Raw genomic sequence first — 15,177 nt, 5'->3', positions numbered from 1 at the left:
TTCTGTTTCCTTCGATAGGTTTTCCTTATGATCCAGTTGACGATCCGCCAGATGGAATTGCGCCGTGCGGAACCGGCTCGGCTGGCATCCGTTTGTCGGTCAAGACACGGAGCATCAGATGCCCGAGCTTCCGGATGTAGAGAACTATGGCCGCTATCTGCGCAGAAGGGCGCTTCACAAGTCCATTAGCGCAGCCAATGTCGGCAGCACCAAGGTCCTCAGCGGCGTCTCCGGCAAAGAAGCCGCCAGCGCGCTGCGCGGGCGGCGCTTGGAAACCACCCGCCGCCATGGCAAGCATCTCTTCGTCGCGCTCGACAGGAAGGGATGGCTTGGCCTGCATTTCGGCATGACGGGCCGCCTAAAGTACTTCAAGCGCCTGAAAGACGATCCCAAGCACGACCGGCTGCGGCTTGACTTCAACAACGGCTACCACCTTGCATATGATGATCAACGGATGCTGGGCCGCATTCGTCTCCTCAAAGATCCCGACGTGTTCATCGCCTCCCATAAACTCGGCCCCGATGCGCTCGATCCGTCCCTCGATCGAAGAGCCTTTGCGGAGCGCTTGTGCCGCCGCAAGGGGCAGGTCAAATCGGCCCTCATGGATCAAAGCCTGCTGGCGGGCATCGGGAACATTTACTCGAACGAGATCCTGTTCCATGCGCGCCTGCATCCCAAGGCACAAGTGCAGAATCTGAAAAGGGAGCAGCTGTCGTCTTTGTTTGAGGCAACGCGACGAGTGCTCCGTGTGGCGATCGATAATGGCGCCGGCACGCAGGACGTGGAGAAGCGCATACCCCAGGACTATCTACTGCCACACCGCAAAGACGGCGCCCGTTGCCCGCGCTGCAGCGGCCAGGTGCGGTCGCTCAAAGTCTCTGGCCGCACCGCTTACATCTGTCCGCACTGCCAAGCCGAACCGTAAACTCGGGAGTGCCTGAAAGGCAATCCAGCTGACGCGCGTTCCGACGCGCGCTGCCGCAGAAAGCAAAAAGCGTCGAGGATCCTCGGCGGAGTTTTGTGTTTTCGCATTGGCAGCGTTGGATTCTTCGGATTGCAGGACGATTTGGTCGACAGGCCCGCGCGGGCAGATAGGCGGCGGCGGTCGCCTCCAGCTAGCCGCGGAGGCGGGCGTTCATTGTCGCCATCCCGGCGCGACATCTGCTTATGGCACGGAAGGCTCAAGTTCGCGCGTTTTCTCCTTTTCTGCTATGCTAACCGTGAATGGACGGAGGAAGATGGCCAGCCCCGATCCACGCCAAACGCGCTCCGACGACACCGAAACGACCCGGATTCTCGATCGCGGGCGCAAAGCGTACGCGCGACGTGCCTGGGCCGACGCCCACGGCTATTTCCGGCATGCCGTCGAGCACGCCCCGCTCGACGCGGAGGATCTCGAGCGCCTTGCCGCCTCCGCCTATCTCATCGGCCGCGACGACGAGTATCTCGGCGCTCTCAACCGCGCGCATAAAGCCCATGCCGAGGCGGGCGACGCGGCGCGTGCAATCCGCTGTGCCTTCTGGCTCGGCCTGGAGCTCGCCTTTCGCGGCGAGATGGGACCGGCAGGCGGATGGTTCGGCCGCGCGCAGCGGCTCTTGAAGCACCAGAAGAGCGCCTGCGTGGAGGAGGGCTATCTCCTCCTGCCGCTGGTAGAGCAGCATCTTCATGCGGGCGACGCCGAGAAGGCCCTTGCCACGGCAGCGCACGCCGTCGAGATAGGCGAACGGTTCGGGGACGCCGATCTCGGCGCGTGCGCCCGCCATCTGCAGGGCAAGGCCCTTATCCGCCAGCAGCGCATTGAGGAAGGGCTGGCACTTCTCGACGAGGCGATGGCGGCGGTCACCACCGGCGAATTGTCGCCTATCATGACGGGCCTCGTCTATTGCAGCGTCATCGAGGCCTGCCGGCAGGTCTATGCGCTCGACCGCGCCGGTGCATGGACCTCGGCTCTCACAAGCTGGTGCGCTGAGCAGCCGCAGCTTGTCGCCTTCACCAGGGCCTGCCTCGTCCATCGTGCCCAGATCATGCGCCATGGCGGCGCATGGGACGACGCGATCGCGGAGACCGGTCGCGTCTGCATGACGATCTGCGAAGGCACCGAACTGCAGCCTCCCGGCGAAGCCTTTTACGAACGGGCCGAGATCCACCGCCTGCGCGGCGAGTTTCCCGCGGCGGAAGAGGACTACCGTGAGGCCAACCGGCACGGTTTCGAGCCCCAACCGGGCCTTTCCCTCCTACGCCTCGTGCAGGGGCGTACGGCCGACGCGGTCGCTGCCATGCGCCGCGTTCTCGACGCTGTCGGCGAGCCCCTGCGCCGTTCGCGGCTTCTGCCGGCATGGGTGGAGATCGCATTGGAGGCGGGCGAGATGGCGGAAGCGCACCGCGCTGCCGACGAATTGCAGGAGTTTGCAAACACCATCGACGCGCCCGTACTCAAGGCGATCGCCGCGCAGGCGGGCGCTGCCGTCGCGCTCGCCGACGGCGACGCGCGGTCAGCACTGGGCTTCGCCCGCCGGGCTCTAGCGGTCTGGCTGCAGGTCGAGGAGCCCTATGAGGCCGCGCGGGCGCGGGTGCTCATGGGCCTTGCCTGCCGTTCGCTTGACGATAATGACGGCGCCTTCATGGAGCTGGACACGGCATGCTCCACCTTCCACCGGCTTGGTGCTGCGCCGGATCTGGCGCGGGTCGAGGCGCTTCTGAGCAAGCCGGCAAAAGCGCCTGCGCACGGGCTCAGCCCGCGGGAGCTTCAGGTCGTGAGGCTGGTCGCAGAGGGAAAGACCAACAAGGCGATCGCGGAGGAACTCCGTGTCAGCGTGCGTACGGTCGACCGGCATCTGGAGAACGTCTTCACTAAGCTCGACCTTCCCTCGCGTGCAGCCGCGACGGCCTACGCCTATCGGCACAATCTCATGTGAAGTCGCCTGTGGGTGATTCTACCCACCGACCGCTTGGCTGCTTTTGGGTAATTCTGCCGAAGTTAGGTGGGCCTTCCGCGATCTAGACTCCCCAAAGACATCCAACAGGGAGCATCCGGTCCGCCCTTCGACAGCGGCCGGCCGGATGAATGTGACAATGACTCAGAAGTCTGCAGCAGTACAGGCGGCCGGCGCGGCACTCGCCCTCGGGGCGGTCATGCTAATCATCACTTTCGTCATTCACGGTGCGCCTGAACCTCGTCTCTCAGACATGATGGCGGTCATTGCAGCGGAATCACTGCGCTGGCAACTCGCGCACTGGTTCGCAGCCGTGGGGCTATCGCTCTTCGCGATGGCGGGCATCATCCTGCTGGGCGCCCGCACGCGCTTGGCGGAAAGCCCCTTCACGGTCTTTGCCTGGGGGATGTTCGCCATCGGCGCACTCTGGACGTCATCGACGGCCGTCGCCGAGGCAACCGCTGTCACGCATGTTGCGGTCGCGGGTGACGAGGCGGCATTTGCCGCCTGGTGGGCGTTCTCGGAAGGACGCGCCAACGGATTTGCCGCCCTCGCACTGGCAGTTGCGGTAATCGCGGGAGAAGAGACACGCACTGCTGAAAAGGCAACGCCGGTCTGGGCGGCAGGTGTTGCGGCTGTCGCCGCCTGCGGATCCTTCATCGGCTGGGTGCTCAACGCTTGGGCGGGGATCGGCTTTGGTGGACCGATCTGGGTCGCCTCCTCGATCCTGATGTGTCTTTGGCTCCTCTGGCTCGGAACCGGCCTCGTCAGGGCGGAAACGCACCATGCCGCCAACCGGCGCGATGCACCCTCCGGTGCCTAGATCAATGCCCGCCCGTAAAGGTCGATCTCCGATGTGTTGGGGAATTCCGCGTTTGCGCGGCCAACGCTCGAGGCTTGGGAAGTCCCAGGAAATGGAGGAACTGACGATGACTCAGCAAGTGTATGGCAAGTCCTTTGGAGGAAGCCCAGCAGAGAACTATCAGCGCTTTTTCGTCCCTTCCATCGGTGCACCGGTGGCCGATGATCTCATCGCCGCCGCGAGGCTCCAACCGGGCGAGCGCGTGCTCGATGTCGCGTGTGGAACCGGGGTCGTGACGCGGCTCGCGGCGGAGTGCGTCGGCGCCACGGGCGCGGTTGCCGGCCTGGATGTGAATCCCGGCATGTTGGCGGTGGCCCGTTCGCGGACCCCACCGGATATTTCGATCGACTGGCACGAGGCAAGTGCCGAGTCGATGCCGCTTCCGGATGCGGCGTTCGATGTGGTCCTCTGCCAAATGGGACTTCAGTTCATCCCGGACAAGCTGGCAGCGTTGCGCGAAATGCGGCGGGTGCTGGATACGGGTGGACGTGCCTTTGTCACCGTGCCCGGGCCCAAGCCGCCCATCTTCGCGGTCATGACGGATGCATTGGCCCGCAACTTCAGCTCGGAAGCCGCATCGTTCGGTGATCTTGTCTTCTCGATGCACGATGTCGATGAACTTGCGGAACTCATGCGCAGCGCCGGCTTCCGGGACGTCGATGTTCAGGCGAAGCCCAAGATCCTTCGTCTCCCGGCACCCGCCGATTTCCTGTGGCAATACATCAACAGCACGCCGATTGCCGAAGCGGCGGCTCAGGCAGATGAGGCCAAGCGCATGGCGCTGGAGCGCGATGTCTGTGCGCAGTGGCAGGAATTTGTGGTCGACGGTTCGATGTCGCTTCAAGTGGGCATGACGACGGCGACTGCGCTGAAATAGGCTCCTGAATGTGAGCGATGCTACTCGCGGAGCGAATGAAAGGACGGCTGCCTCCAGGCGCGCTCGCAGCAACGAGCCGCCTGGGGTAAGGCGCAGTCCTCTTGGAGCAGGACGACACCGTTCAAATCTACCGGGATATTTCGGCTTTTCGAGCTGCCCGCGATGCATCGATAGCGAATTATCGATTCGTAACTCTCATAGTGGAAGCGCCTGACAGTGGCGTCCTTGATGGTCCGGAATGGCACACGCATTCACACTGAACGGACCACGACTCGTTGCGTTGACAGGCTGCAGGCCCGGAACTAAAATACTTTCCTTTCGATCTGCTGCAAAGATCGGACTTCGCAAGCTGGAGGCACCGCAGTGCGGGGAAGTGCTTCAGTCTTTTTGTTGGCGGCGGCGCTTGTCACACCGAATGCGTCGGCCGAACCTTTGCAGACTTCAGAGGACATCGTTGAGTTTTTCGCAAACGCGGCTGATCTCGGCGTATCGCGCGGGATTTGCGTGGGCACGGAAGACGAGTGCAATAACGGGAACGATGCGCCGGCCCAGACAGGGCTCGACATGCTCATCAATTTCGATCTGGACTCTGCCGATCTGACATCGAATGCGCAAACAACGCTCGACGAATTTGCCAAGGCGCTGAAGGACAACAGACTGCAGGCTCATTCCTTTATCGTCGAAGGCCACACCGACGCATCCGGCGCAGACAGCTACAATGATGAGCTCTCGCAGAAGCGGGCGCGGTCGGTGACGGCATATCTGCTTTCCGCCGGCGTGGAGATTTCGCGGCTCAAGCCCGTCGGCATGGGCGAAACGCATCCTCGGGCGGATGACCCATACGACCCGGTGAACAGACGGGTCGAGATGAAGATTAATCTCCAGTAGAGACCGCTCGGGGCCGTGCGCGGCCGAGAGATCGTGAAACGCTCTTTGGCCTCAAAGGGCGCTCATCGTGGCGTCCAGGATTTGGACGATCGCCTGCTTGTACTTCTCGAATTCGGGCGATGACACCCTAATCTCCCTAGTGGACGAAGCGGGTTGCGGCGCGGTTGGCGCCGCATGGCCGCGCATCTTCCGCTCCGCCCAGTCGACGACGTAGGCGACGTTCTTGCCGGTGAGGAACGAGTTGGCTGCTATCACCTGTTGCCCAACGACGGCGACGAGCGGCATTGAGCCGGGTGCCGAAAGCACCTTGTGGGCCCCCTCCATTCCCAGAAAGTGGCTGAGATAGAGACGGCCGGCCGTGATTTGGTGACCGCGCACCCTCAGGTAGGCCTCGCCCTCACGCGCGAGATTGCGCACCATCTCGCGCGAGATGGTCGGTTCGAAACGCAGGGCCAGAAGCTCCTCGCGCGAGAGCGAGCGTGCAAGATCCGGGCGATAGGTATTCATCATCCGGACCCACGTGCGTTCGATGAACTGGCCGAGGCCTGTCGCCGACGACTTGGGGTTCTTGGCCCGTATGTCGCCGCCACTTTCCACCTGGATAATGCGTGCCGTCAGCGCTTCCACGGCGGAATCGTCCGACGCGACCGCCGTCCCCGTGCCGAGCGGGTCGACGGCCGAGCCCGCCTGATAGAGCTCGAAGTGAAGATGCGGGCCCGTCGAAAGACCGGTCGTTCCCACATATCCGATGACCTCGCCAGCCTTGACGGCGGTGCCGACGCTGTTCTTCAAATTGAAGCGCTGCAGATGCGCATAGCGCGTCTCGCGACCGTCGGGATGGGCGATCCTGACCAGATTGCCATAGCCGCCGCCGTTGCCTTGGAAGGTGATCTTGCCATCGAAAGCGGCGAAGACCGGGGTGCCGACGGGCGCCATCCAGTCCACTCCCTTGTGAATGCGGACTGTTTTCAGGATGGGGTGCTTCCGCGGCCCGAATGTTGACGTCAAAACCCCGTTCACGGGCGTGACCATGCCGTTGGTGACGGTCAGCGAATGGATCTGGTCTTCCCGCGTAATGCAGGCGTAGTTGCCGTCGTCCTGCCGGAAGACGAAGCATTCCAAGCTCCTCTGCGCGCCGTGGACGCCCACATAAAGCACCCGGCCCGATACGCCGTCGTCGCCGCGCGCGGTCTGGGAATAGACGAGGGCCAGCCGGTCGCTCTCTGTGGCGAAGGCGTTGAGATCCTCGCCGCGCGAGAGATACATAATCGCTTCGCCTATCACGCCGGTCGGGACGTTGTTGCGGGCGGCCGCGGAGTAGATCGCATCGAGCAAGCGGTACTGGCGCTTGTGAGTGTCGTCCTGCGGAACGCCGGAATAGTTGAATAGATCGTTGCGCACCCATGGATCGGCCCCCAACACGAAATCGCCGGAGCTGTTGCGTGCGAGCGTGCCGACGAAGGCGTCCCTGGTGTAGATAGAGACCTGCATCAGCAGCGGCGGACGCGTCTGCCGGGAGGGACGATATCCGCGCAGGGCGACGACGTAGCCGGGCTCAAGGCTCTCGAGGCCGAAGAGGGCGATCATGGCTTGCTCGGCGCGTTCCGCTTCCCCGGCATCGAAATCTTCGTCCAGAACGACGCTCTCCAGGCTTCGCTTGCTGAGAACCCTGACGAAGATGTCGTCGGTCGTTACGCTTCGTTCCGATTCGTCGACGGTCATCGCCACGCTTGTGTTGTTCTCGATCTCAGTTTTTTGAAAAGCAGGGAGTTTGACCTCGCCTTTGTCGATGGTTTCACTCCAGCCGGCCCCGGAATCGGCGATGGCTTCCGCCGTTTCACCGGAAACAACGCCTCCTGAAGGCTGAAAATCGGAGCCGACGTCGGGAGCCCCTGCCACCACAGCTCGCTGCGCCTGGAAGAACGCGAAGTCCTCCTGCGTTGAAGGTATCGTCGTCATGAAGCGTTCGCTGGAGCTCAGCATGGCATCCGCCAGAATCTCGACGCGGGGCGATATGCCCGGATCCGCAAGCTCCGCCGGCCGAGCGATCGACCGACCTTTCTTCTCTGTGCCCTTTTCGAAGTTTATCCACATGGGGTCGCCCGGAAGGTCAACAATAGCGGGAACATAGACCGGCGCGTCAGCTGGTAGCTCGCCCATGCCCTCGGCGACATTGAATTCCTCATCTTCGTCGCCAGGCAGCCAGTACTCGGCCATCATGTAGACAGCGGCAGCAAACGAAAGCAGCCCCAAGAGGCCGGCGACGATCTTGTGACGCCTCATCCGCGAGCGCCGCGCGGAGAGCGCCTCTTTCCGCAATCGGAAACTGGAGTCGATCCCGTGCATCATGGGCCGCTCTCTGTCAGGAAGAGCGTCCAGCGCACCTGCTCAAGCGTGTCCACCTCATAGTAGCGTGTTGCAATGTGCCCGCGCTGCCAACAGTCCTCGATGCCGCGGATGGTGAAGCGCCGACGCTCCACGCACATTTCGGTGGAGCCGTTCAGGATCGGCTGTCCGAAGACATCCGTCGCATAGATGTAGATGTAACGGTTCGCCAGCTCCTCCCGGATGACGTTTACGCACTGGTTGGCCCCCACGGTCCACCAGCCGTTGGTCTGAAAAGCGCTGTCGACCTCCTGGCCGACGGCGAGGTTCACGACGTCGAGCGTCTGGTTGCAGACAGTGAATTCGGCGCGGGCGCGCTCCGGCCAGAGGACGGCCAGTAGGGCAACGGCGAGCGCGACGGGCGCCAAGCGGGCGAGGGTGGCGGAGCGGGACTCCGTGGATCGACAGAAGCGGGGAGGGTGGCGATGTTCCATCTGTCCTGATGCTATCCGCCGAGCCGGAAATATTTGGCCGTCGCGGACATGTTCATCCCCTTATCCCGGATCTCCGCCAGGATCGCCGGAAGCGTGGTACCCGCCGGGCTGGGTTCCGAGAAGGCAGCGGCCTGAACCGTGCCGGCGCCGGTGATCACCAACATGATCTGGGGCACACCAGCTCCGGCTGCGCGGCCCTCGCCATCAAGGCTGATCGGGATACTGAAGGTTGCTTCGCCCGCCCCGGGGGAGAGGCGTTTGTCCAGGTTGTATACCATGCCCTCGTTGTCGATCAGAAGCAGGCTTGACTGCAGCCCGGTGCGTGTTTCCAGTCTGCCGCTGATCGGCAGGCCGCTCGGCACCGACGTGCGGTCTAGAACGAACTCCGGCTTCTCGGCCTTGGTGCCGCCGAGAGCGTGCAGGAAGTCGGTCACGGCACACTGCGCCGGCTCTATAAGCCTGACGCTGATATCCGGCTCGATGTCGAACTCGGCCTGGAAGGCCTCGAGAAGCGCCTTGAAAGGTTCGACGGTGGTTCCGAAACCCTCGATCTCTACAGTCTTGTCGGTGACCGTCGTCGCCGTCGCGTAGAAGCATGCACCACCCTGGTAGTCACGCAGCCAGGATATGCGCTCGGCGGCGTCGTCGATGGCTTCCGGCGGAGGAACCGCAATCTTGGGAATGTTCATTGCCGTCGCCGTCCCGCTGTCGTTCCGCGGTTTCGCCGTTTCCGGCTCAACGAGCGCCGTATCAGGAGCGGCGGGTGCCGGAGATTCTAACGGCGCGATTCCGGCCTCCTCGACCGGAGATGCCGGAGAATCCTGCGCTTCCGTTTGCGCCGTAGGGGAAGGTGGGGGCGGTTGATCGGTGGCCACGGCCAGCTCGGCGACTTCGGGAGCGGCTTCGAATGACGATTCCACCTGCGGGGCAGGCGCCTGCTGTCGGAGTGCGAGATAGGCGCCTGCGCCGGAAATGATGATGACCGCGGCCACGGCGGCAAGCGCTATGTCTCTCCTGCCCGATGATTGCCCGGTCGTGGCGGGCGGGGGCGGGGCATGTGCGGGAGCTGCTGGTGGGCGGGGCAAACGGGGCGATATATGGGGGACGAAGCCCGACTCCTCGCTTCCCGCCGGCGATGGCTCCCGACCCGGGTCCACCGCTGCGAAGGGCGGGGCCGGATTGCCCGGAGCCCCGGTGACGGTGTCGTCACGCGTCATCCAGGCGATCTCCGCCATGCTCGCCGGCCGATCGCCGGGATCGGGCTGCAGCATCGCCTCGATGATCGTCCGAAGTTCGCCCGCGATGCAGGAAAGGTCGGGCACGATCCTGCGTTTTTCCACCACCTCGAGTTGCGATCCTCCCATGTCAAGGGGTTCGCCAATGAGCGCAGCCACCAACACGAGGCCGAGACTGTAGATATCGGAGCGTTCCGTCACCTCGCCGCCGTAAAGGCCGAGTTGCTCGGGAGAGACGTAGTTGTACTTGCCGGCGAACTTGCCGCCGATCAGCGTTTCGCCGCCGACAGTCGCCGAGCGCGCGATGCCGAAGTCGATGATCTTGGCCCTCTCCACCCGGCCCTCCGGCAGGATGATGTTGTCCGGTGAAAGGTCGCGATGCACCGCTCCCGCTTCGTGAACGGCGGCGAGGCCCGAGGCGAGACGGTGGCACAACCTGCGCACCTGTTCGGCCGGAAGCGCCCCACGCCGCATGACGTCGAACAGCGACTGGCCGCGCACGAACTCCATGGCGAGATATGGCCGGCCGATGCCTGGATCGACCGTGAAGACGTGGTAGCGCACGACAGCATCATGCGAGAGATGATTGAGTATGGAGGCTTCCTTGCGGAACAAAGACAGCATCGTCTGGTCGCGGGCGAATTCCGGCAGAACGATCTTTATGGCGACGTCGTCACCGGTCTGGATGTTGTGGCCGCGGTAGACCTCGCCCATGCCGCCGGAGGCAATGCGTTCGTCAAGCTCATAGATGCCGCTGAGCTGAGTGCCCACGGTCGCGCTCGTCATCCCCGGCAAGACCCGGGTTCTGTCATCGGAGTTCATCAAACCCGCCCTCCGCCAAGCGGCTGCCGGCGATGCGACGGCGGCGGAAAGAACGGGAAGGTCTTCCCGGCGTTTCCTCACGCTTCGTCGCCACCCTGCCTGCGTCCCGCAGTCTGCCACAGGGGCGCGCAAGAGTATAGAAATTCGCGGCTTGGCGGTGCGCCGTCAGAACTCCGCTGGGCACCGGAAATTGGAGAGCGCGGGCAGGAGGAACGGATTGTCTGAAGAGCGCGTCGTGATCGAATAGGCGATGTCGCGGCCGCCGATCACGAACTGTGCCTCCACCGCGTCCTCCTTGCGGGTGATGGAGGCCGTATCGAAGAGCCGCTTCAGTGCCCATGGGCCCTGGAAACGAACTGCCGATTCCCTGCCGGGCAGTTCAGGCGTCAGGCTCAGGTTCGCGCTGCCGGAGGACATGCCGCTGCCCGGCCATGTCACTGTGCCTGGAACGCTGCCGGACTGGTAGCTCTGGAGCAACTGGCCGTCGACATCCAGAAGCGCCATCTCGGCGTCGCTGTTCAGCGAAACCGGCGTGAAGGTGATGTCGACCGCCGGAGCAGAGGCGCCGGGCGGGAAGAATGCGTCGCGAATCTCGGCAGCGAGCTGGAACGCCTTCAGCGCCGAGACCGAAAGCTCGCGGCCCAGGCGCGTGCCCTGCTTCCATTGCCAGGTCTGGCTGCTGAGATCGGTGAGCGGGGCGACATGCTGCGCGAAGAACCGGTCCATCACACCGTTGGGCGCGAACATCCTGACGAAGTCCGCCAACGGCACGTCCTCCGTGCTACCCTTGGCGAAGGGATACCGGTTGTCGATTGTTGCCTGGCAGGGATCGGTAACCGTCTCCTGCAGCATCTGGTTGAGCTTGGCGATGGACGTTTCCGCGGCATCGCCCTCGAATTCGTCAGCTGCCTCATGGACCATCCTGGACATCGCCTTGGGAAGTCGGGAGGCATTGGTGCGCAGGCTGGAGATCTGCAGCTGCAGGTTCGCGTTCGCGCGTTCAGCCTGACCCGGGACGGCGGCGGCGAGCTGAAGACTCTGGTGGATGTCGTGCAGGTTGTGGACCAGGACATCGATCGGGCGCTGACCGGGAGGGCCGCTGACCACCGCGTGATAGGGCCTGAACTGGGCTTCGACGCTTGCCCCGGGAAGCTGGTTCGCGCCCGAGAAGGCCGCGCCCGCGCGATTTTGGGATTTGCTCGTGGGGAGCTGGATGCCGATGCGGGCGAGACCCTTTGCGCGCTCGGCCGTCTCTTGCGCAGCCTCTCCGTTCGCTGCCACGCTCGGCGCCCGCGCCAGAGCCGTCTCGCTGGCGACTGCTTCGAAAAGGCGCTTGAGGGGCGAGTCCGACGCGGCGGCGGCCGAGAGCGCGAGATACTGCGGCCCGTCGGCTGACAGGGATTTGAATTTCAGTCGGTTGAGAACGGCATTCCACGCATCACCGAAATCCCTGCCATAGCGGGCCAGGAGTTCGGGTCCGAGCCGCGGCAACTCCCGCTCCATACCCTGCTCGCCGCCGTCGCCGATCACCCAGTGATCATCGGTCAGCTTTTGCGCGACACCGGCCAGCTGCGGCAGGTAGAAGCTGTTGAATCCTTCATAGGTGTAAAGGCCGGGCACGGTGAGGGTCGCCACATCGTTGCCATCGACCGTTTCGAACACGAGGCCGGCTTCCGGCCCCCCGCCTGCGGCCAGCGAAAAATCCTCAAGACCTGCCGAATAGATCGCGGAGCGTATCAGGGCGCGGGCACGTTCTGCCAGCGTCAACCGCCCGAGCGAGCGCTGCGCGGCCTCGACCAGCGAGCGGTTGAGCGCGAAGGACGGTTCTCTGCCGTCATCGAGTTCGAGCATGGCGCGCAGGTGTTTTTCGAGTTCCAGCCTGCCTTCGCGGTTGCTCGATCCCGGGTAGCGGTTTTCCTCCCAATCCCTGCGCATCCAGGCGACGATAAGTACGTCGTCCACCTTCGGCGCCTGCCCACCAAGCATGAGGTAGACCTTCAGCGGCTCGTAGAGTTCGATGGGATCGACCATCCTTTCGCCGATGGTCCGTTCGAGTTGAAGGAGGAGGCGCGAGCGGAACATACGCTCCAGCGCCTGCCGGTATGCGGTGATCGACGCCGAACGGAGGCGCTCGCGCTGGCTGAGGCCGAAAGTTTCATGCATCGGTGCCCGCAGGTCCCGGGTCTCGAAGCCGGCGGGCAGGTAACGCAGTGTCTGCAAGACGGTGATGACGTTTTCGAGGTCCGCGTCGGCGACCGTCGTGCTGGCAAGCAGCTGTTCCGATCCGTGCCGCAGGTCCTCGACGGATTCGTCGGTGAGTGCGATGAGGGAGCTGTTGGCTGAATAGCTCCATCCCAACATGCCGAGCGCGCCGGCAGCAACCAGCGCTATCGCCGCTAGGCCGCCATAGCGCAATGTCGCTGCGCGTCGTGCTGCAAAGCGGTCCTGGAGTATCCGGCCAGCCTCGGCGAAGATGACCTTGCTCAGGAGATCGTTGAGGAAGAAGCCCTCGCCGTCCTTCGAGGCGTGAGCGGGAACGTTGACGCGGGCGAAGCCGCCGGCGGCATCCTGTAGCACCTGGTCGATTGCCGGGCTTTTTTGGGTGGCGGAAGAAAAGTAGAAGCCGCGCAGCTTCACGTCTTCGCCGTGCTTGCCCCGTTCGAAGATGGAGCGGAGAAAGCCGGTGACGCGCTCCCTCAGAAGGCCGAACCGTGCCGGGAAGGCGAAGAGCGCAATGCGGGCGGCGGAATCCCGCTCCTCTTGGAGCCGGTCGGTGGCCTCTTCAGCCAGGCGTCCCGCGAGAGCTTCGAACTCCGCCGGGATTTGCTTGAGCAAGGTTTTTAGGTTTTCCCCCGCGTCAAATGTTGTGCCCCATACCTTGTGTCGGCGGTCTTGATCGAAGCTGCCGAAATACTCCACAAAGCCGGCGACCAGATCAGCCTTCGTGAAAAGCACATAGACCGGAAATCCGCTCTGCAGATGCTCTTCGATTTCCTGCAGTCTGTTGCCGATGGCGACCACGTGCGCGCCTAGCCCCTGGTCGTCGAGGATCATCAGATCCTCGAGGCTGCAGGTGAGTATGACACCGTCTATGGGCCACTGGCCGCGATGTCTTTTCAGAAGCGATAGGAGGGCGAGCCAGCTTTGGTTGTCGCTGCGCGGATCGCCGCCCTGGGTGGTATAGCGCCCCGGCGTGTCGACGAGCACGGCATCCTCGGCGAACCACCAGTCGCATATTTGCGTTCTGTCGCCCGCTTCCGGGCCAGCGAAGGGGAACTTCAGGCCCGAGTTGGCCAGTGCCGTCGTCTTGCCGCTGCCCGGCGGACCGATGACGAGATACCATGGGATTTCCCGCAAGCCGCGCTTTCCCCGCGCCCGTCGATGCCTGGCCACCGCTTCCGCCATGCGCGTCTGCAGTTCAGGCGCATCACCGCCATTAGCGCCGCTGCGGGCGGACGGGATCAGCGCCTCGTGCGAGTGCCGTATCTGCAGGAAACGAAAGATCCAGTAGGTACCGAAGCCGACAAGGAGAACGCCGGTTGATACAGCGCGCACCCAGGCAGGCTCGAGCGGTCGGACATCGCCAAAACCAATCATCGGCCCGGCCAGCCAGAGTGCGGCGATGAGAGCTGTCAGTGCCGCTGCTGCTGCCATCCGCAGAGGCCAACTCATCATGGCTGCCTCGAGACGCTTGCGCGCTCGATGGTGACAGGCGTGTCCGGGTTGAGCGCCAGCAGTTTCTGCACGACGGCCTCGCCGTCGCCGGCAATGAGCACACGCAGGACGACGTAGCCGCCGACTAGCAGCACGGCCAGGCCGGCTGCGACCGACCACAGGGGTGTGCGCGACGCGGTGTCTGGTGCTTCCTCCGCCAAACCTTTCCAGCGCGGCGAGATATCCTCCTCGGTCCGCGGTCTGAAATAGCGCAGCGTCTCATAGACGTCGCGGCGTACGCGATCGATGCCATGGTCTTTCCGCACGCTCCCCCGATACTGACCTTCGAAGCCGAGCGACATGCAGGCGTGCATGAACTGGATGAGATCACAGTGCCGGTCCGGGTCCGCTAGCACCTTGTTCAACGCCTGGAAAAAACCGGTGCCGAATGCTGTCAAGTGGAAGAACCGCGGCAGCATCGCGTGTTCTTTCCAGCCCTTCGGATCCGTGTCCGGCAGATGCGCGATGACATCGTCAGCCGTCTCGCACAGCGCGAACTTCGCCATCCGTATGTCTTCATCAGAAAGACCCGCGTCGGAGATCCGATGTTCGAAATCCTGAATGGCACGTGCAATGCGTTCTGCCAGTGCCGCCTGGTCGGCATTGGTCGACGACGCAAGCTGCAGACGGCCAAGGATTACCAAGACGGGTGCGGCGGCGGCGATGAACGGATTGGCGGAGGTGTATGCAAAGCCGTCGGGAACGGCGAGCACCGCATCGGGCGCCGGAGATGAGAGGCTGTCAGCGGAAGGCGGGCCTTGAAAGATCACAGTACCCGTCTGCCAGCCTGCCGGAGGGCGCTGCGCGAGGCCAGGATCGAATACCGTCGCTCCGGAGCCTCCGTGCTGCGAAAGGGTACCGTCGTCAGGCGTCCGGCTTGCGCGATCCGGTTGGTTCCGGCGGCTCGGGCGAATAATGGTTTTGCCGTCTTCGCCCTGTGGATCGTCATTCGAGGTCATGGGCGATCTTCCGGCAGTCCGCGGCATCTACCACAGGCACCGTCCCGCGATGGGTGTACGGTGGTCAT

Annotated in this window: 10 protein-coding genes; 5 read left to right on the top strand and 5 right to left on the bottom strand. The window is 63.6% G+C overall.

Annotation, left to right across the window (positions count from 1 at the left end; genetic code table 11):
- The first annotated feature begins 118 nt into the window (after positions 1-118).
- From N5A92_RS03870 to N5A92_RS03850, 5 genes are all read left to right on the top strand, one after another.
- Positions 119-925 carry an Fpg/Nei family DNA glycosylase gene (locus N5A92_RS03870; RefSeq protein ID WP_260900534.1) on the top strand — a complete coding sequence of 269 codons (807 nt, stop codon included), beginning with the start codon at positions 119-121 and terminating at the stop codon, positions 923-925.
- Between the two features lie 313 nt (positions 926-1,238).
- Positions 1,239-2,915, top strand: a complete 1,677-nt coding sequence (locus N5A92_RS03865) for a LuxR family transcriptional regulator (RefSeq protein ID WP_260900533.1) — start codon at positions 1,239-1,241, stop codon at positions 2,913-2,915.
- 157 nt (positions 2,916-3,072) lie between these two features.
- Positions 3,073-3,756 (top strand): hypothetical protein, encoded by a 684-nt coding sequence (locus N5A92_RS03860; RefSeq protein WP_260900532.1) that lies wholly within the window; start codon positions 3,073-3,075, stop codon positions 3,754-3,756.
- 91 nt (positions 3,757-3,847) lie between these two features.
- The gene (locus N5A92_RS03855; protein WP_260900531.1) at positions 3,848-4,672 is read left to right on the top strand and encodes a class I SAM-dependent methyltransferase; all 825 of its coding nucleotides are present in this window, start codon (positions 3,848-3,850) and stop codon (positions 4,670-4,672) included.
- Positions 4,673-5,104: 432 nt separating this feature from the next.
- A complete protein-coding gene (locus N5A92_RS03850) occupies positions 5,105-5,560 on the top strand; it encodes an OmpA family protein (RefSeq protein WP_313958380.1) in 456 nt (151 codons plus the stop codon).
- A gap of 51 nt (positions 5,561-5,611) precedes the next feature.
- Here the strand turns inward: N5A92_RS03850 and N5A92_RS03845 are convergent, their stop codons facing one another.
- The 5 genes from N5A92_RS03845 to icmH form a co-directional block, all read right to left on the bottom strand.
- A complete protein-coding gene (locus tag N5A92_RS03845; protein WP_260900527.1) occupies positions 5,612-7,909 on the bottom strand; it encodes a M23 family metallopeptidase in 2,298 nt (765 codons plus the stop codon).
- Positions 7,906-8,379, bottom strand: coding sequence for a DUF1036 domain-containing protein (locus tag N5A92_RS03840; protein WP_260900524.1), 474 nt, complete (start codon positions 8,377-8,379; stop codon positions 7,906-7,908). The genes N5A92_RS03845 and N5A92_RS03840 overlap by 4 nt, the downstream gene beginning before the upstream one ends.
- Positions 8,380-8,390: 11 nt before the next feature.
- Positions 8,391-10,436 (bottom strand): serine/threonine-protein kinase, encoded by a 2,046-nt coding sequence (locus N5A92_RS03835; RefSeq protein ID WP_260900522.1) that lies wholly within the window; start codon positions 10,434-10,436, stop codon positions 8,391-8,393.
- A gap of 165 nt (positions 10,437-10,601) precedes the next feature.
- On the bottom strand, positions 10,602-14,108 hold the full coding sequence (tssM, locus tag N5A92_RS03830) for a type VI secretion system membrane subunit TssM (RefSeq protein ID WP_260900521.1): 3,507 nt from the start codon (positions 14,106-14,108) through the stop codon (positions 10,602-10,604).
- On the bottom strand, positions 14,108-15,109 hold the full coding sequence (gene icmH / locus N5A92_RS03825; RefSeq protein ID WP_260900520.1) for a type IVB secretion system protein IcmH/DotU: 1,002 nt from the start codon (positions 15,107-15,109) through the stop codon (positions 14,108-14,110). The genes tssM and icmH overlap by 1 nt, the downstream gene beginning before the upstream one ends.
- Between the last annotated feature and the right edge of the window lie 68 nt (positions 15,110-15,177).

This window comes from Chelativorans salis (assembly GCF_025336525.1).
Classification (GTDB): domain Bacteria; phylum Pseudomonadota; class Alphaproteobacteria; order Rhizobiales; family Rhizobiaceae; genus Chelativorans; species Chelativorans salis.
The sequence above is the reverse complement of the archived record's forward strand: the minus strand, read 5'-3'. Positions and strand labels throughout refer to the sequence as shown.